This window comes from Burkholderia ubonensis (assembly GCF_001718695.1).
Lineage (GTDB): Bacteria > Pseudomonadota > Gammaproteobacteria > Burkholderiales > Burkholderiaceae > Burkholderia > Burkholderia ubonensis_B.
Genome location: NZ_CP013422.1, coordinates 849281 through 869423 on the forward strand (window position 1 = coordinate 849281; position 20143 = coordinate 869423).

19 protein-coding genes are annotated in these 20143 nt (G+C 65.2%); 9 read left to right on the forward strand and 10 right to left on the reverse strand.

Annotated elements, in window-relative coordinates:
• Positions 1-45: 45 nt before the first annotated feature.
• The 5 genes from gsiB to WJ35_RS23660 are packed head-to-tail and all read left to right on the forward strand — an operon-like array spanning position 46 to position 5401.
• The gene (gene gsiB, locus WJ35_RS23640) at positions 46-1608 is read left to right on the forward strand and encodes a glutathione ABC transporter substrate-binding protein GsiB (RefSeq protein ID WP_060233207.1); all 1563 of its coding nucleotides are present in this window, start codon (positions 46-48) and stop codon (positions 1606-1608) included.
• Positions 1609-1655: 47 nt separating this feature from the next.
• The gene (gene gsiC, locus WJ35_RS23645) at positions 1656-2576 is read left to right on the forward strand and encodes a glutathione ABC transporter permease GsiC (protein ID WP_060233205.1); all 921 of its coding nucleotides are present in this window, start codon (positions 1656-1658) and stop codon (positions 2574-2576) included.
• A gap of 7 nt (positions 2577-2583) precedes the next feature.
• Positions 2584-3477, forward strand: a complete 894-nt coding sequence (gsiD, locus tag WJ35_RS23650; RefSeq protein WP_059491759.1) for a glutathione ABC transporter permease GsiD — start codon at positions 2584-2586, stop codon at positions 3475-3477.
• Entirely contained in the window at positions 3477-4577 is a 1101-nt protein-coding gene (locus WJ35_RS23655; protein ID WP_069240126.1) for a P1 family peptidase, read from the forward strand. The genes gsiD and WJ35_RS23655 overlap by 1 nt, the downstream gene beginning before the upstream one ends.
• Entirely contained in the window at positions 4574-5401 is an 828-nt protein-coding gene (locus tag WJ35_RS23660; protein WP_069240127.1) for a M55 family metallopeptidase, read from the forward strand. Before WJ35_RS23655 ends, WJ35_RS23660 begins: the two co-directional genes overlap by 4 nt.
• Positions 5402-5436: 35 nt before the next feature.
• Here WJ35_RS23660 and WJ35_RS23665 read toward each other — a convergent pair whose 3' ends face one another.
• Positions 5437-6207, reverse strand: a complete 771-nt coding sequence (locus WJ35_RS23665; protein ID WP_041494160.1) for an alpha/beta fold hydrolase — start codon at positions 6205-6207, stop codon at positions 5437-5439.
• A 142-nt stretch (positions 6208-6349) separates the two neighbouring features.
• Between WJ35_RS23665 and WJ35_RS23670 the strand changes: the two genes are divergently transcribed.
• The 3 genes from WJ35_RS23670 (at position 6350) to WJ35_RS23680 (ending at position 8690) form a co-directional block, all read left to right on the forward strand.
• The gene (locus WJ35_RS23670) at positions 6350-7129 is read left to right on the forward strand and encodes an AraC family transcriptional regulator (RefSeq protein WP_041494159.1); all 780 of its coding nucleotides are present in this window, start codon (positions 6350-6352) and stop codon (positions 7127-7129) included.
• A gap of 153 nt (positions 7130-7282) precedes the next feature.
• Positions 7283-8044, forward strand: coding sequence for a hypothetical protein (locus WJ35_RS23675; protein WP_011882013.1), 762 nt, complete (start codon positions 7283-7285; stop codon positions 8042-8044).
• 415 nt (positions 8045-8459) lie between these two features.
• The gene (locus WJ35_RS23680; protein WP_124260238.1) at positions 8460-8690 is read left to right on the forward strand and encodes a hypothetical protein; all 231 of its coding nucleotides are present in this window, start codon (positions 8460-8462) and stop codon (positions 8688-8690) included.
• Positions 8691-9088: 398 nt separating this feature from the next.
• Here the strand turns inward: WJ35_RS23680 and WJ35_RS23685 are convergent, their stop codons facing one another.
• The 5 genes from WJ35_RS23685 to WJ35_RS23705 all read right to left on the reverse strand — a co-directional run bounded on the left by WJ35_RS23685 (position 9089) and on the right by WJ35_RS23705 (position 14382).
• Positions 9089-10063, reverse strand: a complete 975-nt coding sequence (locus WJ35_RS23685) for a lysylphosphatidylglycerol synthase transmembrane domain-containing protein (protein WP_034193859.1) — start codon at positions 10061-10063, stop codon at positions 9089-9091.
• 220 nt (positions 10064-10283) lie between these two features.
• Complete coding sequence (gene hpnI / locus WJ35_RS23690; RefSeq protein WP_059462555.1) at positions 10284-11438, reverse strand: bacteriohopanetetrol glucosamine biosynthesis glycosyltransferase HpnI; 1155 nt, start codon at positions 11436-11438, stop codon at positions 10284-10286.
• A 593-nt stretch (positions 11439-12031) separates the two neighbouring features.
• Entirely contained in the window at positions 12032-12484 is a 453-nt protein-coding gene (locus WJ35_RS23695; RefSeq protein WP_059474280.1) for a MarR family winged helix-turn-helix transcriptional regulator, read from the reverse strand.
• Entirely contained in the window at positions 12481-12909 is a 429-nt protein-coding gene (locus WJ35_RS23700; RefSeq protein WP_059735705.1) for an ester cyclase, read from the reverse strand. The genes WJ35_RS23695 and WJ35_RS23700 overlap by 4 nt, the downstream gene beginning before the upstream one ends.
• A gap of 261 nt (positions 12910-13170) precedes the next feature.
• On the reverse strand, positions 13171-14382 hold the full coding sequence (locus WJ35_RS23705; protein WP_059462559.1) for an MFS transporter: 1212 nt from the start codon (positions 14380-14382) through the stop codon (positions 13171-13173).
• Positions 14383-14501: 119 nt separating this feature from the next.
• On the opposite strand from WJ35_RS23705, the gene WJ35_RS23710 reads away from it, so the two are divergent.
• Positions 14502-15461: a LysR family transcriptional regulator gene (locus tag WJ35_RS23710; RefSeq protein ID WP_014725042.1), complete on the forward strand. Its 960-nt coding sequence runs from the start codon at positions 14502-14504 to the stop codon at positions 15459-15461.
• Between the two features lie 71 nt (positions 15462-15532).
• Here the strand turns inward: WJ35_RS23710 and WJ35_RS23715 are convergent, their stop codons facing one another.
• The 4 genes from WJ35_RS23715 to bla all read right to left on the reverse strand — a co-directional run bounded on the left by WJ35_RS23715 (position 15533) and on the right by bla (position 20143).
• On the reverse strand, positions 15533-16375 hold the full coding sequence (locus WJ35_RS23715; protein ID WP_014725041.1) for a VOC family protein: 843 nt from the start codon (positions 16373-16375) through the stop codon (positions 15533-15535).
• 9 nt (positions 16376-16384) lie between these two features.
• Entirely contained in the window at positions 16385-17704 is a 1320-nt protein-coding gene (locus WJ35_RS23720) for an NAD(P)/FAD-dependent oxidoreductase (protein ID WP_059461106.1), read from the reverse strand.
• A 427-nt stretch (positions 17705-18131) separates the two neighbouring features.
• Positions 18132-19334 carry an acyltransferase family protein gene (locus tag WJ35_RS23725; RefSeq protein WP_059474326.1) on the reverse strand — a complete coding sequence of 401 codons (1203 nt, stop codon included), beginning with the start codon at positions 19332-19334 and terminating at the stop codon, positions 18132-18134.
• A complete protein-coding gene (gene bla, locus WJ35_RS23730; protein WP_059474283.1) occupies positions 19331-20143 on the reverse strand; it encodes a class A beta-lactamase in 813 nt (270 codons plus the stop codon). Before bla ends, WJ35_RS23725 begins: the two co-directional genes overlap by 4 nt.

Sequence of the window (20143 nt, forward strand, 5' to 3'; positions counted from 1 at the left end):
GATTCCCACCACGCGTCACCGAATCACGCACAGGAGCCAGCCCACATGAACAAATCGCTTTCGTTCCCGATGTTCCGTCCGCGCGCGCTGCTCGCCACGGGCGCGAGCGCGTTCGCGCTGGCGGTCGCGCTGCCCGCGTTCGCGCAGCAGACCGCGGTGATCGCGGTCGGCGAGACGTTCACGACGATGGACCCGTACGATTCGAACGACACGGTGTCGCAGGCGGCCGCGAAGTCGTTCTACGAGGGGCTGTTCGGCTTCGACAAGGACATGAAGCTCGTCAACGTGCTCGCGACGGGCTACACGGCGTCGCCCGACGCGAAGGTCTATACGGTCAAGCTGCGCCAGGGCGTGAAGTTCCAGGACGGCACCGATTTCAACGCGGATGCGGTGAAGGTCGTGTTCGACCGCGTGACCGATCCGGCGAACAAGCTGAAGCGCTACAACCTGTTCCGCGTGATCGAGAAGACCGAGGTCGTCGATCCGTATACGGTGAGGTTCACGCTGCGCGAGCCGTTCTCGGCGTTCATCAACACGCTCGCGCATCCGTCCGCGGTGATGATCTCGCCCACGGCGCTGAAGAAGTGGGGCCGCGAGATCGGGCTGCATCCGGTCGGCACCGGGCCGTTCGAGTTCGTCGAGTGGAAGCAGACCGACGACATGAAGGTGAAGAAATACGCCGGCTACTGGAAGAAGGGCTATCCGAAGATCGACATGATCGACTGGAAGCCCGTGATCGACAACAACACGCGCGCGGCGCTGATGAAGGCGGGCCAGGCGGACCTCGCGTTCCGGATTCCGTACGAGCAGGTCGCCGACCTGAAGACCAATCCGAAGCTCGACGTGGTCGAGCGGCCGTCGATCGTGGTGCGCTACATCTCGCTGAACACGCTGCAGAAGCCGTTCGACAATCCGAAGGTGCGCCAGGCGCTCAACTACGCGATCAACAAGGAGGCACTCGCGAAGGTCGCGTTCTCGGGCTTCGCGGTGCCGGCGCCGGGCGTCGTGCCGCCGGGCGTCGAGTACGCGACGAAGACGGGCCCGTGGCCGTACGACCCCGCGAAGGCGCGCGCGCTCTTGAAGGAGGCCGGCTATCCGAACGGCTTCGAGTCGATCCTCTGGTCGGGCTACAACAACACGACGTCGCAGAAGGTGATCCAGTTCGTCCAGCAGCAGCTCGCGCAGGTCGGCGTGAAGGTGCAGGTGCAGGCGCTCGAATCGGGCGAGCGGGTCTCGAAGGTCGAGAGCGCGCAGGACCCGGCGACCGCACCGGTGCGGATGTTCTACATCGGCTGGTCGTCGTCGACCGGCGAGGCGAACTGGGCGCTGACGCCGCTGCTCGCATCCGCGTCGAAGCCGCCGAAGCTGTTCAATACCGCGTACTACCAGAACGGGCTCGTCGACGAGGGGCTGGAGAAGGCGCTGTCGACGACTGACCGCGCGAAGAAAGGCGAGTACTACGCGGGCGTGCAGAAGCAGATCTGGGCCGACGCGCCGTGGATCTTCCTCGTGCAGGAAAAGATCGTCTACGCGCGCAGCAAGCGGCTGCAGGGCATGTACGTGATGCCGGACGGCTCGTTCAATTTCGACGAGATCTCGCTGAAGTAAGCGCATTCGGGCGCGTCACGGCGCGCCGCCCTGGTTCGGTGCCCTTCATGCTGAATTTCATCGTCAAGCGCCTGTTCGGCCTCATGCCCACGCTCGCGATCGTCGCGGTGCTGGTGTTCCTGTTCGTGCACCTGCTGCCGGGCGACCCGGCGCGGCTCGCGGCCGGCCCCGAGGCCGACGAGGCGACCGTCGCGCTGGTGCGCGCCGATCTCGGCCTCGACAGGCCGATGCCCGCGCAGTTCGCGAACTTCTTCGTGAAGATCGCGCACGGCGATTTCGGCAAGTCGACGCGCAGCAAGCGCGCCGTGTCGACCGAGATCGGCGAGCGCTTCATGCCCACGCTGCTGCTGACGGTCGTCAGCATGGGCTGGGCGACGCTGTTCGGGATGGCGATCGGCATCGCGTCGGCCGTGTGGCGCAACCGCTGGCCGGACCGCGTCGGCATGACGCTCGCGGTGTCGGGCATCTCGTTTCCCGCGTTCGCGCTTGGCATGCTGCTGATGGAGATCTTCTCGGTGAAGCTCGGCTGGCTGCCGGTCGTGCCGGACGGCACGTGGAAGAGCTACGCGCTGCCGTCGCTGACGCTTGGAGCTGCCGTCGCGGCGGTGATGGCGCGCTTCACGCGCGCGTCGTTCGTCGAGGTGCTGAACGAGGATTTCGTGCGCACCGCGCGCGCGAAGGGCGTGCACGAGCCGATGGTGGTGCTCAAGCACTGCCTGCGCAACGCGATGATTCCCGTCGTCACGATGATGGGGCTGCAGTTCGGCTTCCTGCTCGGCGGCTCGATCGTCGTCGAGGCGGTGTTCAACTGGCCGGGGCTCGGGCGGCTGCTCGTCGATGCGGTGACGATGCGCGACTACCCGGTGATCCAGGCGATCGTGCTGCTGTTCTCGCTCGAATTCATCCTGATCAACCTGACCGTCGACGTGCTGTACGCGGTCATCAACCCGACCATCCGGTTCAAGTGAGGCCAGCATGAACGCGACCGTCCAGACCGCGGCGAGCGCCGCGTCCTCCACGATCCGCACGCCGTGGCGCGAATTCTGGCGCAAGTTCCGCAAGCAGACCGTCGCGCTCGTCGCGGGCGGCTTCGTGCTGGTGCTCGTCGTGCTGGCGTTCGTCGGCCCGCACGTCGTGCCGTTCGACCCGGAAAACTATTTCGACTACGACGCGCTGAACGCCGGGCCGTCCGCCGCGCACTGGTTCGGCGTCGATTCGCTCGGCCGCGACATCTTCAGCCGGATCGTCGCCGGCACGCGCATTTCGCTCGAAGCCGGCTTCTTCTCGGTCGCGCTCGGCGCGGTGGTCGGCACGTTCTTCGGGCTGCTCGCGGGCTTCTACGAAGGCTGGTGGGACCGCATCACGATGCGCATCGCCGACGTGCTGTTCGCGTTCCCGGGCATCCTGCTCGCGATCGGCGTCGTCGCGATCCTCGGCAACGGGATGATCAACGTGATCTGCGCGGTCGCGATCTTCAGCATCCCGGCGTTCGCGCGGCTCGTGCGCGGCAACACGCTGGTGCTCAAGCACATGACCTACGTCGAGGCCGCGCGCAGCATCGGCGCGTCGGACCGGACGATCCTGATGCGGCACATCCTGCCGGGCACCGTGTCGTCGGTCGTCGTGTACTTCACGATGCGGATCGGCACGTCGATCATCACCGCGGCGAGCCTGTCGTTCCTCGGGCTCGGCGCGCAGCCGCCGACGCCGGAGTGGGGCGCGATGCTGAACGAGGCGCGCGCGGACATGGTGACGGCGCCGCACGTCGCGATCTTTCCGAGCCTCGCGATCTTCCTGACCGTGCTCGCGTTCAACCTGCTCGGCGACGGGCTGCGCGACGCGCTCGATCCGAAGCTCGAGCGCCGCTGATGGCCGCGCCGACGATGTGGAGCGCGACGCTGCCCGCGGGCCCGCGCGGCACGATCGCCGACGTGCCCGGCGTGACGGTCGGCCATTGCACGCTCGACGCCGGCGCGGTGCAGACCGGCGTCACCGTCGTGAAGCCGCACGCGGGCGACGTGTATCGCAGCAAGGCGCCGGCCGGCGCGGCGGTGATCAACGGCTTTGGCAAGAGCGTCGGCCTCGTGCAGGCCGTCGAGCTCGGCGTGATCGACACGCCCATCGCGCTGACGAATACCTTCGGCGTCGGGGCGGTCGCGCACGCGCAGATCCGCGCGGCGATCGCCGCGAATCCGCGGACCGGCCGCGACTGGCCGACCGTCAACCCGCTCGTGTTCGAATGCAACGACGGCTACCTGAACGACCTGCACGCGTTCGCGGTGGGCGCGTCGCACTACGATGACGCGTGCCGCGCCGCGACGCGCGACGTCGTGCGCGGCGCGGTCGGCGCGGGGCGCGGAATGTCGTGCTTCGATCTCAAGGGCGGGATCGGTTCGGCGTCGCGGATCGCGGCGGCCGCCGGGCGCACATATACGGTCGGCGCGCTCGTGCTCGCGAATTTCGGCCGGCTGCCGATGCTGACGCTCGCCGGCGTGCCGGTCGGGCGGATCGTCGCGCAGCGGCGCGCCGTATCGTGCGTATCGCGCGCGCAGGCAACCGACGCGACGGCGCCCGAACAAGGCTCGATCATCATGCTGCTCGCGACCGATGCGCCGCTCGACGCGCGGCAGCTGGCGCGGCTCGCGCGCCGCGCGGCGGCGGGGCTCGCGCGCACGGGCTCGGTCTACGGCCACGGCAGCGGCGATATCGCGCTCGCGTTCTCGACCGCGTACACGATCGCCCATGACGCGCAGTTCGTGACGCTGCCGGCGCTGCTCGCCGACAGCGTGCTCGATCCGCTGTTCCAGGCCGCGGCCGAAAGCGTCGAACATGCGATCGTCGATGCGCTGCTGCAGGCGGTGACCGTTACCGGGCGCGACGGTCATGTGCGGCAGGCGCTGCGCGATGCGGTGAACGACCTCGACCGCCTGTTCGGCGGCCAAGACGACGGACTTCCTACCCGCTCATGAAAATTCTGATTTCAACCGATATCGAAGGCGTTGCCGGCGTGTTTGCCGTCGAGCAGACGCGGCCCGGCAATCCGGAATACGAGCGCGCGCGCTGCTGGATGACCGCCGAGGCGAACGCGGCGATCGAGGGCGCGTTCGCGGGCGGCGCGCAGGCCGTGTGGGTCAACGATTCGCACGGCGGCTTCCGCAACCTGCTGCCCGACGCGCTCGATGCGCGCTCGCGCGTGGTCCTCGGCAAGCCGCGCATGCTCGGCATGATGGCCGGGCTCGAGCAGCGGCCCGACCTCGTGTTCATGATCGGCTATCACGCGAAGTCGCAGACGCGCGGGGTGCTCGCGCATACGATCAACAGCTTTGCGTTCACGCAGGTCTGGCTGAACGGCGTCGAGCTCGGCGAAGCGGGGCTGTACGGCGCGCTGGCGCAGGAATACGGCGCACACGTCGCGCTGGCGTCCGGCGACGACGTGTTCGCCGAGGAGACGCGGCCGCTGTTTCCGGCCGCGCGTTTCGAGACGGTCAAGACGGCCGGCGGCGCGTCGTGCGGCGACACGCTGACGCCCGCGGCCGCGTGCGGGCGCATTGCGGTCGCGGCACGCGAAACCGTCGAGCATGCGCTTGCGTCCGGCTGGCACGCGGATGCGCATCGGACTGCCCCGGCCGCGTGCACGCTGCGCGTGCAGAGCGCCGCGCTCGCGGACCTGTTCGGCATGCTGCCGGCATTGGAACGGATCGATGCGGTGACGCTGCGCTTCGATGCGCCGTCGGTCGAGCATGCGGTGCGCACGCTGAACAGCCTGTCGGCGATGTCGTTCATGCTGCGGTGATGCGTGCCGAGCCGATGCCGCGCAGCGGCGGCGCATCAGGCGGGCGCGGTCGCTGCATCGTCGAGAAAGCGTTCCATCGCCGCGACGAGCGCGAGCGGCGTTTCGTTCATCGGGTAATGGCCGGCATTGCGTAGCACGTCGACGCTTGCGCGCGGGTAGCGGCGCAGATAGGTGCGCGCCATCAGCGCGGCGTCGAACGCCGGGTCGTGTTCGCCGATCAGCACCTTGACCGGATGACGGCCTGCAATTTCGTCGCTGAAATCCGTGTCGGCCCAGGCGCGGAAGTACGCGCCGAACGCCGTCGGCGACGAGCGGGATGCAGAATACGCGGCTTTCCACTCGACCCAGGCGGCGGGCAGGCGGCTGCCGGTGCTGCGCTCGATGATGGTCCGGCGCGCGGCGATGCTGTCGGCCGCGCGTTCGAATAGCGCGCGACGCGCCGCGTCGAACGGCAGGCCGCCGCACGGGACCGGCGCGATCGGCACCAGCGCGCGTACGCGTTCGGGCGCGATGGCGGCAACCTTCTCGATCGCCATGCCGCCCATCGAGTGGCCGACGAGGCTGAAGGTGCGCCAGCCGAGTGTGTCGGCGAGCGCGAGCGTGTCGGCGGCGATTTCGGCGATCGAATACGCGCCGTGTGCGTCGCGCATGCGGCCGTAGCCGCGGTAGTCCATGAAGACATAGGTGAAGCGCTCGCGCGACAGCCACGGTTCGACGGGCTCGAACGCATGTGCGTCGCCGAACCAGCCGTGCAGCACGAGAACAGGGTGGGGGCCGTCCCCCACGCGATGAAACGTATTGGGCATGTTCGCTCCGATGAAGTCGCTATCCGGCCGGTTCGGCCGTCGGGTTGCGCGGCCGTCCGGTCGCGCAGGCGTGGAGCGGATCGTAGATCGATCGAAGGTGACCCGCCTTCGATATCGGGTCATTGACGATGGAATTCGGGCCGTGAGAAATACGCTGCTGGACCCTTACGAACATATCCCGCGGAGCGTGGTGGTCACTGCCAACGACTACGCGGCGGGCACGACTTTCCGCGAGCACGCGCATGCGCGCGGGCAGTTCGCGTTCGCGTCGCGCGGCACGATCAGCGTGTCCACGCCTCACGGGCGCTGGCTGGTGCCGCCGCAGCGCGGGTGCTGGGTACCGGCCGGCGTGCGGCACGAGATGACGATGACCGGGCCGGTCACGATGCTGAACGCGTTCGTGTCGCCCGATGCGGCGCAGTCCGTCGGCTTGCCGGACCGGTGCGGCGTGTACGGCGTGTCGTCGCTGTTGCGGCAACTGCTCGACGACGCGATCGATCTGCCGCCGATGTACGACGTCGAGGGCCGGCCGGGCAAGCTGATGGCGCTGCTCGTCGCGGAAATCGCGACGATGCCGCAGCTGTCGCTGCACGCGCCGCTGCCGGCCGACGCGCGGCTCGCGAAGATCTGCCGGCATTTGTTGGAGTCGCCGTCGATCTCTGCCGATCTCGACCAGGTGGCGACCGATGCGGGCGTGAGCCGGCGCACCTTCACGCGACTGTTCCGCGCGCAGACCGGCGTGAGCTTCGCGGCGTGGCGTCAGCAGGTGTGCATGCTCGCGGCGATCGCGCGGCTGAGCGACGGACAGCCGGTCACGCGTGTCGCGTTCGACCTCGGATATGCGAGCGCGAGCGCGTTTACGTCCGCGTTTCGGCGGATTCTGGGCGAGACGCCGAGTCGGTATGTGGAGGTGCGGCGGTAGGGAGTGGCAGCAATTGCAGAAATGTGGGGGCCGGTAATTGCCGTAGCGCACTTGCGCTTGTCCGTCTGTTGCTCAAGCTTTGTGTCGCGAATCCGTTAACGCGTGGGTCCAGTAGATGTTTGGCCGATGAATACGCGTGGAGATTAGACGGACATGTTGCTGAAAAAAACCGGTTTCGCCGCTTTGATGCTGTTGATTTCGATCGCGGGCCATGCGCGCGATACGACCTCCGAAGTCAATGCTGAAAGAGTGAGTGCGGTCAAGACTGTGACGGTCGTCTATCCAGGCAAGGCCGTGTACATCACGGTGGGGCCGTCCGGCCCGATTCATATTCCGGTTCCGATTCCAGGTGTCGGCGTAGTGGGCGCGCTCGCCATGGGGGCTGTCGCAGGGGCCGTCGGCGTCGGGCTCGGCAAGCACGACAACGATTCGCCGACATCCCTCAATGATCTCGTCACCGCCAGATTCGGCGATACGGGGCTTAACCGGCGCTTCACCGACAGTATCGAAACGGTCCTGCGAAATCATGGCTTCACGGTGCAGGAGGTCGATGCATCGGCGCCGGGCTTGCCGACGCTCAAACCGGACGCACACCGCATGTGGCAGGCAAGCGGCTCGCCCTATCAGGGTAGCGATGCGGTCTTGTTCCTGCGCGTCGGCACCGGTTATGTCACGCCCGGCGGTTTTCACGGTTTCACACGCCGGGTGATCGGCGACATCGTCATGTTCCAGAGCGACACATACGATGCGATTCTCCGACAACACGTCAACTGGAAACAGTCTGGCGACCCGTACAGCTATTCGTCGATCGATGCGCTGGACAGCGATCTCCGACGTGCGATCGATGGGCTCGACGAAGGTCTGATGGCGCAGGTCGATCCGTTCAACAAGTTGCTCGATTCGATTCCGCGTTAGCGGATAGCGTCAGGAGGGGGCCGCGGGCGACGAGGGTGCAAATAGGCGCGGCTCATGGAACGCGCGGTGTGGTGGCCAATGCCCGCAGAGGATGGTGGCGCCTTCGATACGCCGGCGCAGCGGTCTTATCCATTCGCTGCATCGACGGGATGAATTCGCATTCCCGGAACCGAAGGTCATGCGGGCCATGCCGGAGCCTCGGCCAACAGTTGGCGCAAGATTACGTTTCGAGACCGCGACCGCAATCGGCCAGTTCTCGTTGCCCGCAGAGTGCGGGCTTTATTGCATCAATATTTCGCGCGCCATCTGCCCAGCACAATACTGCGTTCCATATATCCGCCTATTCCCTTCGCGCTCGACGACCGTTAACCGAGGTGAGCAGCATACGTATGCTCGCAACCTCTAGGAGATGTACATGAGCGTTTCTTCTGTTGGCGGTAACCAACAACTCCAACTCCCGATGCAGACTGCGCAAACGGCACAACGCGGCATGACGTCGTCGGAAGCCCGCGAAGTCGGTCCCGATGTCGACGGTGACGGCGACGATGCGGGCGCAAAGGCGGTCCAGGCAGCAGCTGCGCAGCCGGCGCCGAGCGTGAACAGCAGCGGCCAGCAAGTCGGGACGATCATCAACGTCAAGGCCTGAGCGCGCGATTCGTTTCAGCAACCGCGTTCCTTGGCATGAGGTTTCTCGCGGCCTGAACGCGTCCTTCGCACGTCTTCGCTGACGTGCGCTAAGCCCGCACACTGCACCCCAGAAGTTGGCTCCGATCCGACCTTTGGGGTGTTTTCCATGGCGAAGTACATGGCTGCGCTACCCGGCGCTACGGGCAGCGGGTAAGCAGGTAGCGAGCGTCCGGACGAGGACTAAAGCCCGCCGTTCGAGCAATCCGTGCCGGATCTGATGGAGCGCGAAGGCGCGTCTGATCGGCAAGCTGCTGCGCGCTTCAACATTCGGAATCGCCCGATCATGCTGAACGCGCAGCGTTTTCGGTCCGGATCGGAAAGACGTGCGGCAGCATGCCTCAATGATTTCCGAGGTCCTTATTCCGTAGTCGGCCTTACCGAACCCCGCCGCCAGGCAAAAGCAAAGAAGGCCGCGGCACCGAGGATCAGCGGGAAATAAAGCGTCGCGAAGCGCCAAAGAACCAGAGCCGACGCCATGGCATCTTGCGGAATCCAGTTTGCAAATGCTGCCGCAAGCGCCAAGTCGCCGGCGGCACCGCCGGCCGGTATCCCGGTCCAAAGCGCCGCATGCAGGACCACGGCCTGCACCGCCACAACGAATCCGAACGGCAACCGGTAGCCGAGTTCGAGCAGCACGAACCACAGGACGCCATAGCGCGGCAGCCATTGCAGCGTAGTGAAGACGAGCAAGCCGGCAAACCGGTGGCGAGGCCCCATCATGAGCAGCCCCGCTTGCCGGCGCACACTCTGGCGGAACCCGTCCCACCGGGCTCGCTGGCTCCCGAGCCACTGAATGCGGCCACATGCAGCATCCAGCGCGCTCGCGACTTTCCGGCGGCACGCCCATAGCGTCGCTACAAGAATCGCGACACCTGCCAGCATTCCGACGACCATCGACACGTTTGGCCTCGGCACGACCTGAGCCAGCGGACCGACAGCGAACGCAATCGCGATTGGAACCGCCACCGCCAAGAAAGCCAGGTCGAGCGCCTGGTCGGCGCCGACGACCGTCGTGGCCGTTGCCCACGAGGCTCCAGCGCGCTGCAGCAACCCGATATTGACGCCATATCCTGCCGCCCCCAGGGGCGAGACGAGAAAGGCAGAATCGGTCACGAGGGCGATGCCATATGTGCGTCCGAAAGGAAGACGCAAGCCCAGTGCCGTTTGTATCAGGTGCTGTTTGCCAGCCTTGCCGAGCGCGCTCGCAGCGGCGCTTGCCGCCAACACCAGGAACATCTGCATCGAGACGGTCCGCAGCCAGGCAAGCGACTGGTGGGAGCCCACTATGAAAGGTGCCCCCACGGCCAGTCCAACGCCAAGCACAGCCAGCATCGTCGCCGTATTACGTTTGAAAGGCCTGCTCAAAGGAGCCGCCCCGGAACTCGCCGCGGGGCAACGTGGCCTGGCGTTCGCGAGGTGCTCTGCGCCGACGTAAGCGGAAGAATATGAATAAGCATGCGGATATAAGGATCGTTCCGGCAGCAGCGGCGTTACCCCGAGTGCGAAGCGCGACGCTGCATAGCACGGCCGGCGGCCGCGCTCGTACCAGCTTTCAGCGTTTTGAATGTAGCATGCCGTTCCGGTCCACGTGAAAAGTGAAGCCGCGCCAGGTGACCAGGGTCGAACTGTAGCTCGCGAGGAAGATCAGGAACAACGCAATATCCCATATCGGCAGCAGCCACAGCTCGCGATGGGGATGGCACAAGGCCCGGTCCGCCCGGAGCTTCAGCCAAAGGCGGGCCAGCAGGGCGATCGCGGCGAGCGACCACGACCAGCTTGCGGCGCCCGACAGTACGATGGTCAGCGTGGCGAACGCAAACGGATGCATCAGCGCAGAGCCCAGGTGGCCCGCCGGATCGATGGAGCGAATCGTGCGGCTCCAGCGTAATTCGTGCGAGATCAGGCTTGCGGCGCTCGTTTCAGCACAGGCGTGGGAAATGAAGAACGGTGGAATCACGACCCGCTCGCCGGCTTTGCGCACGGCCTGGCCGATCGCGTGGTCCTCGGCGAGATGATGGGCGAACTGTTCGAAACCGCCGATCTTGTCCACCGTCGCGCGGCGCATTGCGATGGTCGGTCCCATGCAGGGTTTGGCCAGCCCCAGTGTCAGGCCGGTCACCACGCCCGGAACGAACTGATAGTTGATCGCATTGACAGCCAGGCGTGGCCAGAACCCCGGCGCGGACTTTCCACGATAGATACAGCTCACGAGGCCCACCCCCGGCTTTTGCAATTCGCCTACGACGCTGCGCAAATACTCTGGGCTCACACTGACGTCGCTGTCCGCAAAGATCATCACATCATGGGCCGCCTGCGTCAGCATGTTCACGATGTTGGCGATCTTCCTGTTCGGCCCGTACAGGCGGGCATCCGCTACCACCGTGATGTACGCCTCGGGGTAGAGCGTGCGCAGCATCTCGACCGCCTCCAACGCAGGGTCAGCCGCATCGTGCACGCCGAACAGATATTGCACGTCGCCCGGATAATCCTGCTGAAAGAAGCTCGACAGGTTATCGAGCAGGTTCCACTCGTTACCGTGTAGCGGCTTGACGACCGTGACAGGCGGATAGCTGGAGGGAACTGAAGTCGGGCGCGCAAAAAAGCGCGACATCAATACGCTTGCCAGCAACGTATAAATGATGCCGCCTACGGCCGCCGAAGCTGAGATACCCAGCAGCGCAACGAGCAGCAGATGGGCTGCCCGCATCGTACCTTCGAATGCGGCCAGTCCGGTCATGAGCAGCAGACCGGGTGGGAGAATGATCGACTCAGGCAGTGGTCGATCAGTGCAGCCGAAAAATTTTGACGTGTGGAGGTGTCGAACACGCTCCTGATGGGACTAGCGTCGGTCAAAAGATCGTTCCGGTTGTCGTGAAAACGGTCATGTGCTCTGTCCGGCATGGAACTAGCTATCCTGAAAACGATCCAGGTTGGCAAGACTACGCCTAAATTCTTACATCTTGATGCTCGCCGCTGGATTGTTCCTACCGTCAGGTCGTGCAGCTCCTTTACAGGCTGCTGTATTGCTGCGGCATACGTTTACGTGTACGGACGCCGAGCATCAGAACGCTCGGTTTGCGTGGTGCGGGAATCCGGGATGCCATCTTCGAAGAATTTCGTCCGCCAAGCGCCACGGGGTCTGCACCGGCCCGTGCCTCGGCGGATTTCGGACGGCGGTGCAAGTATCGTCCACCGCAGAGTTGCTATGCGGGGTCTGGATCAGCAAACTGCTGCCGTCTCCCTTTGCACTTCACCCAGCCCCGTGGTCATCATCCGCAACAGGGATGGAGCGAGCCCGATTCAGTCGATCAGCTTGTTGAGCGTTCGAACCGCGGCCTCCAACACCGCGCGTTCTTCGCGGCTCGTCTTCGTCAGCAGTTGCTCGGTAAGCCATTGCGAACGTGCATCTCGCGCCTGCGCAGTCTGTGCACGCCCCGTATCGGTCAGATCCACGACCCAGGCGCGGCGATCTTCATTGTCTACCGTCAAGGTCACCAGCCCTTGTTCGACCAGTTTCTGCACGATCAGCCGCATGGTCTGATGGGTCACGGCTCTGCGCACGGCGAGTGTCGCGATACTCACCGGGCCGCAGCGTTCGAGTAGCGCAAGCGTCTCGTTCTGCGCGTTCGATTGCGTACCGCTTTGCTCGCGAACGACCTTGACCAGACGGCTGACGACATCGCGAATCGCTTCGCCCAACACCGCAGCTTCGGCGGCGCGGTCGCTAGGGGCGTTTCTGGAGATCCGACTCATTTTGGCCGCACCGCGCGTTCGCGAAGTCGCGCAACGACGGCGGCAAGCGTATTGACGCCCCAATGCTCGACATATTGCCCGTCCCGAATGCGGACGATATCGATGACGTCGATCGAAATGTCGTCGCCAGTCGCGTCGACGCCCAGCAGTGGCCCGACATGTTTGCCGGTGATCGACTTCCGCGTCGTGACTTTGTCACCGTCGCATAGTTGCTCGTGAATGTGGATCTCCATGTCGGCAATGGCCGGCCGAAGCACGGACGCAAACGTTGCCCACATCGCTTCGGCGCCTCGGCTCGCCTCATTCGGCGCGGACCAGTTGACGAAGTCGGGCGCCATGAGCGCTTCGAAGCAGGCTCGATTGCCATCGCGGATCACTTCGTAGTTGAACCGCTCGACGACAGCTTTGGGATCGTTGCTGTTCATGCTTGTCCTCAATTGTTCGGAAATTCGTTCGCCCCGGCCGAAGGGGGGGAACGAATAATATACAGCAAGGCTGTATATTTCAACCGAATGAGTGCCCGGCTCGGTAGGTGCCCGACCCGGGCGTTCGACTATTCGATATGAACGAGGACTTGCTACGCCGCCTGGTGCCGAAAGCGCGCATATCGGGATGCCCGCCGTAATCAAGCGGTCGCGCACATCAACGCATTCAATCTGTTGCCATTGACGAGGCGCCCGGTCCGTTCACCGGCGCTTCCCGGACGGAAAGCCGTGGGTCTTCGCTCGCCATGCCGTGAACAGCCCAATCGCAAGCAGCGACGAGACCACCCACGGAAATGCAACGACACCGGTCGTTTCAAGTAATACGCCACCGATGATCCCACTGCCAGCAAACGAGAGATTGAACACCGTCACCAGCGCGGATTGCGCAACGTCGGCGCCATCGCCGGCTGCATCGGCCAGGGCAGTTTGAAGAAGTGTCGGCGCACCGCCGAAACTGAAGCCCCATATCACCACGCCGACCCAGATAACCGCGGGTGACGTGACGCCCAGCCCGAATATCAGCGAAACCATCGCGAAGGCCGCCAGTCCAGCCAGCACCAGCAGACGCAGCGATCCGTCAACGAGAGCACCGATTACCCAAATCCCGAGCATGGCGGAGATACCAAACAGCAACAGCACCGAATCCATGTCGCGGGTGAGTCCGACGGATGCGAGGAACGGCGCAATGTAGGTGTAGAGAATGTAGTGCGGAAGAATCCACGCGCTGACCACGAACAGCACGGACCGCACGCCCGGGATAGCGAGAACTCGCCGCATCGGCAGACGCTGGCCCGCCATCTCGCCGGGATAGTCGGGAACCTTCCAGCACACCAGGGCCATCAGCGCGAGCGACATTCCGGACATGATGCCGAAGATGCTGCGCCAGCCGACCATACTGCCGAGCCACACGCTTAACGGCACACCGACCGACAACGCCAAAGGGATGCCGATCATCGCCACCGCGAGCGCGCGTCCCTGCATCGCCGGGGGAACCATGCGCCGCGCGTAAGACGCCAAAAGGCTCCACGCGAGCCCGGTGGCGAGTCCCACGGCAAAGCGCGTCGCCAGCGTCAGCATGTAGTTCGACGACACTGCGGTGATCGCATTGCAAGCCGCAAAGACGCCGAGCACCAGTAGCAGGACATGCCGGCGCTGCCACCTGCGCACGGCTGCGGTCAGCGGGATGGCCGCTACACCGGAGCCGAGCGCGCAGCACGTCACCAATTGCCCGGCCCACGCTTCGCTCACATGAAACCCTCGTGCAATCTCCGGAAGCAAGCCGGCCGGTACGGCTTCGTTTGCCGTGGCGATGAAGCTGGCCATCGTCAACGCGAGCAACGCTGCCATCGGGAGACGATTTACCGTCGCCGCGCATCCAATACCAATGGCCGCTACACCGCAATCTTCATCCATCTTTCTCTCCATGTTTCCTCGCTTGCCTGCATCCGGGCTTGCGAAGTGGCAGTCTGCTTGGTAAATACGGATTTGATAATTGGCCGCCCGTTTGAATACATCTCAAATCTGGATGAAGAATGGCAACTGATCGACTGGGTGATATGCGTTTGTTCGTGGAAGCGGCGGCACTGGGCAATTTGTCGGCCGCCGGCCGGAAGCTGGGATTTTCCCCAGCAGCAGCGAGCGCACGGCTCGCCAAATTGGAAGCGGCACTATCGACGCGGCTATTCGACCGCAATACGAGGCAACTACGCCTGACCGAAGAGGGGCGGCTATATCACCATCACTGCAGCATTGCATTGAGGGCCATCGAGGATGGCGAGGCTGCTCTCACTGCGAGCCGGGGCATAGCGCGGGGCAAAGTCCGGATCTCGGCATCGGCCGATTTCGGTCGCCATCTGCTGAACTCCTGGCTGGAAGCCTTCGTCCGCACGCAGCCCGAGCTCAAAATCGCACTCGACCTTACCGACTCGGTATCGGATTTGCTGCAAGACGAGGTCGATCTCGCGATCCGATTTGGCCGGCCGAACACCCCCTCACTGATTGCACGCCGGCTTGCACCGAACTGGCGAGTGCTATGTGCGTCCCCCGACTATCTGGCCAAATGCGGCACGCCGCTCGTTCCGGCCGATCTGGTTGCGCATGAGTTCGTCGTTCTGGTTACGGCTGCAGGGCCACTGAACGAGTTTCGCCTGGTGTCGGAAGGCAAGCGTTGCAATCACACCGTGGCAATGGAAAATGCGTGGGAAACCAATGACGGCGCGTTGGCTCGCGCGTGGACACTGGCCGGATATGGCATCGCTCGAAAAACGATCTGGGACGCCGCAGCGGATATTCGCGCCGGCAAACTCCAGGTCGTTCTGCCGGACTGGATCGAAAGCGAACCCGGCATTTATGCCGTGTTGAACCGGAATCGCTATATGACGCCGCGGGTGAGAGTGCTACTGGACTTCCTGGTCGAGCGCTTCCAACGTGCGATATCTGACGGCATCCTGGCCGGGCTCCCGTCGCCATCCGTGTCGGAAAACGCGGACTGACTGATTGCCGTCGCGCGAGTGCTGTGCGCCGGTTGTACGCCCGGCGCGGGCCCACCCGCGCTCCGCCTCATTCAAAACCGCCCCACGCTCGCGCATTCGACGAAGCGCAGCATCGCCCCGTGCGAAACCGCTCCCTCGACCACCACACCGCGTTCGCTTCGCCGCATCTCGACGCCGGCACCGCCCAGCACATCGGCAAGCCGATCGAGCGACTGCACCGTGAACGCGAGCTCCGTGAAGTGCGGTCCGGTGCGCAGCGCCTCTGCGCGCGCTGCGCCGTCGATACGAACCTCGACCTTCCCGCAGCGGATCAGATAGCTTGCATCGTCCAGGCGCGTCGCGCTCGCTGCGAGCACGCGTTCGTAGCGATCGACGGTCATCTCGAGCGCGGCAGCGTCGACGGCAATCGTTATCCCCGCAAGGCTCGTTACGCCGTTCGGATGCAGCGCGCCACCGGGCGGGTAGACGAGTTCCGGCGTCAGATGTTCGCAAGCGAACACGCGGCCGCCCGGCGTATAGGCGACGTCGACCTGCGTGATGCGGAAGCTCGCATCGCCGGTGCCGTTGCGCGTCGCGACGGGCCGCGAAAACGCCACCGGCGGCTCGGCCGGTACGCCCGCCGCGTGCCAGTCGCGATACAGCGCGTCCGCGCTGTCGGTCGCGACCACCATCGCAGCCGCTCCGTCACCGTGTTCGAGAAAGTCGGAGAAGAATGCCGTGACGGGATGCGGCCGGCGAACCGTCAGCAGTTCGAGGTAGCAGCCGTCGAACATCGCGCAATGATTCTCGGAGCCCATGGTGTGATAACCGCGCGGCGTGAGTGCGAATCCCATCCGCGCAAAGTCGTCGCGCGCGGCATCGAGGTCGCGCACCGCGATGACGAAATGGTCGATTCCCGAAAGATGCTGTGTCATGGCAGGTTCCTAATCTCGGTGATCTTTCCAGCGGTAATAGAGCATCGCGCCGATCGCCACACGCCTGACGAGCGCATGGGCGGCGATCGTCCGCAACGTGGAAAACGGCAGCCGCGACGCGCGCTCGTCGCCCGTCAGCGCCACTTCCGCAAGCTCGGGGCCGACCGCGGTCGACAATGCGACGCCGCGACCATTGCAGCCGAACCACGTGTACAGACCGTCATCCAGTTTCACGAAGCGAGGCATCCGGTCCGGCGTGACGGCGAAGTCGCCATGCCACAGATATTCGAAACGAAGCGGCACGTCGTTCAGCTGCGGAAACATCCGCCGCACGCGCGCACCGATGCGCTGCGGCAGCCGGCGCTCATAACCCATCGGCACGACGAGCGCGCCGCCGGTCACAAGCCGCCCGTCGCGATCGAAGCGGGCGAAGTGGAGATCCGATTGCGTATCGGACATCGCGTGATCGAGCGGCAGGATCGAGGCGCGCAGATCGGCCGGTAGCGGCTGGGTGGCCATCTGATACGAGCGCATCGGCAGCAGCGCCTTCGCAATGCCGGGCCACGGCGCGCGCGTGGAGTGGCCGCTGTAACTGTGCGTGGCAATCACGACCCGGCTGGCGTGCACCGCCGCGTCGCCGTGCGCGGCCACCCAGTGCGTGCCCTGTCGCGTCAGCGACGACACGGGCGTGTGCGTATGGATGCATGCGCCCGCGTCCTGCGCGGCGCGCGCCAGTCCGCGGACGAACGCAAGCGGATTCACGTGCCCGCCGGTCGGGTTCTGCCAGCCGCCGTGCCAGAACGACGAGCCGGTCAATTCGGCGGTGCGATCGCGATCCAGCAACTCCACTTCGACGCCGCGCCGCCGCCATTGCTCGACGCGCGAGCGCGCAAGCGCCAGGCGGCTCGCGCGATGTGCGGGCTGCATCCATCCAGCCTGCACGGCCGCGCAGTCGATCCGGTGCCGGCGTGCGAGCTCGAACACGGTGTTCGCAGATTCGCCGATCAGCGAGACGAGCGTTTCGCCCTTGTCCGCGCCGTACTCGGCAACGATCGCGTCAGGATCCGCGCGCGTCATGGCCGGGATCACCTGTCCGTTGTTGCGGCCCGACGCGCCCCAGCCGATCTCCGCTGCCTCCAGCACGACCACCCGGGCGCCGCGCTCGGCCGCATGCAGCGCGGCGCTCAGGCCCGTGAAGCCGGCGCCTATGACGAGCAGGTCCGCGAAGTACGTGCCGCTCGGCAGCGGCGCAGTTGCAGCGGCGGGCGCGGCGGTGGCCGCCCACAGCGATGGAGGCAGGCGGCTCGGGTCGAGGCTCGCGTCAGGCATGGCAGATTCCCCGTCCGGAATGGTCCGGTGCGTTTGCATGAATAGGCGTCGTTGAAGAAAACGGGCGGGTGAAGTTCGCCGAGGGTAGGCCGAGCGTGCCTGGCAAACGGCCGGGATGCCGTCCGCCATGACTGAGACGGGCTTGCATCGAAGGTTGTCTTGCGTCGAGGGCCATGCGTGTCCTTTCCGTTCAGAGCGGGCACCGCGCGAGCCGGTCGACGACGGCTCGCTTGCTGCGCGCGACTGCTTCCCACATATCGGGTAGTGCGTGCGATTGGGGAATCATATCGTCCGGCAAGGAGAAGCCAATTTCCCTATCTTTTTTGATTCCGATGATTTGGAGATATTTTTTCTATCTAACGCAGGCGCGGTACACGATGCCGAGCGGCGCGCGGAAGCCCGGCGAACTTGCGGACGCCGCGGCGGCTCATTCGAGCCGCTCGCGCGAATCCAGATCGGGGAGGTTCGACGTCGCGCCGATTCGGCGCAAAGCGTTCGCTTGCCGATTGGCACGTCTCGGCGTCAGCCACTTCCGGACGATGCGGTTCGACGGCTCGGCGTAGCTGCGCGCGATGGCGGCGCCCAGGCCGACGGAAAGGAGCAGATAGCCGACGAGAAGCGCCAATTTCTCGTCGCCCGTGACGTGCGACGGCGGATAAATGGTTCTCAGCAAGCCGAGCACGATAAGGTGGAACAGATAGAGCTCGTAGCTGAGCTTGCCGAGCGCTTCGATGAGCGCGGACACGCGCGCGGGCCGCAGCGACGTGCCGGCTGCGCAATTCGCGGACAGCAACAGAACCGCCGTGCCGAAGGCAATGGCGGTCACGCCGAGCACGTTGCTTTGCCCGATCGGCCAGGACAGGTAGACGAGCGCCATGCCCGCGGCCGTCAACCCCGTGAACATGGTCTGCGCGCGGCCGTGCCATTTGACTTTGCGTGCGAGCAATGCCGCGCAGCAACCGATGGCGATGGCATCGAAGCAGGCGAGATACGCATAGAGATAGTCGCCCTCGTCGCCTTGGTGGAAGAAACGATAGACGGGGCCGGCGACGATGCACGACAGCCAGAACACCACGAGCCGCGCCTCCCGGCGAAGCGCGACGCACAGCAGCGGGAACGACAGATAAAACACTTCCTCGACCGAAAGCGACCACAACACGCCGAGCGCATAGTTGGTCCAGCCGTGGGAGCCGACCAGCACGTTCATCCAGAACGTCAACGACGCGAGATTCACCAGCCAGAACGAAACCGGCGTGCCGGCCGGCGAGTGATTCTGAAAGATCGCGATGCCGGCCAGCGCCAGCGCGTTGACGATGGCCAACAACAGCAACAGGCAGGGGACGATGCGGGCGATGCGCAGCGCGTAAAACGTTCCGATATCGACGTGGCCGAGTTCGGACCAGCGCCGCATCGCGTTCGTCGTGATCAGATAGCCGGAGATCACGAAGAACATCGTGACGCCGTAGTTGCCGTTTCGCGCAACGGCACGCACCGCATTCCAGCCGAATACGTGCGACAGCGCAGTGTCGTCGAGCCGGTAAGCGATATTGAAATGGTGAAACAGCACGAGCAGGATCGAAAAGCCCCGCAGGAAATCGATCTTCCGGTTTCGCATGTCGGCGCCGTTCATCCCGCGTGCGTCGCCCACTGCACGAATGCCGAGCCGGCCTCGCGCAACACGGCCTCGCGTGCGTCCATGCTGACACCCGGCGCGTCGTAGTAGACGGCGACGAGCAACGGCGCGCGCCCGGGCGGACGGACTAGCGCGTAGTCGTTCGTCTCGCGGTCGACGCTGGTGCCGGGCCGGTCGGCGGCTTGCCAACCGGCGGGCAACACGGCGCGAATCCGGTTGAGCCCCGGCTTGCAGTCGGTCATGCCGCGCTCCAGTCGCGCGCGCGAGCCGGCGCTGAGCACGTCGCCGAGCAGCAGGCGCTGCGCCGTGGCGGCGATGGCCTTCGGCGTGGTGGTGTCGAGCACGCCGTGATAGCGGTTCGAGTCGGGCTCGTAGCGGTCGGAGCGCGTCACGGTATCGCCGAGGCCGCGAACGAAGCGCGTCAGCGCCGCAGGGCCGCCGGCGCTGCGCATCAGCAGGATCGCGGCCGTGTTGTCGCTCTCCACCAAAACCGCGCGGCAGAGCGCCTCGATCGACATCGCACCCTGAGCGACGTTGGCCTTCGTCACCGGCGACGTGAAAATCAGGTCCTTTTCCGTGTAGTGGACGAGGCGATCTAGCCGCTCCGAGCCGCTGTCGACGCGTGCCAGGATCTGCGCGGCGAGCAGTCCCTTGAACGTGCTGCACATCAGGAAACGTTCGTCGGCGCGATGGCCGAGCGTGCGTCCCGAGCCGGTATCGATCGCGAACACGCCGAGGCGGCCGCCGCTTCTGCGCTCGATTTCGGCAAGCGGCGATTCTTCGGCTGCGCGCAGCGCGGGAGCCAT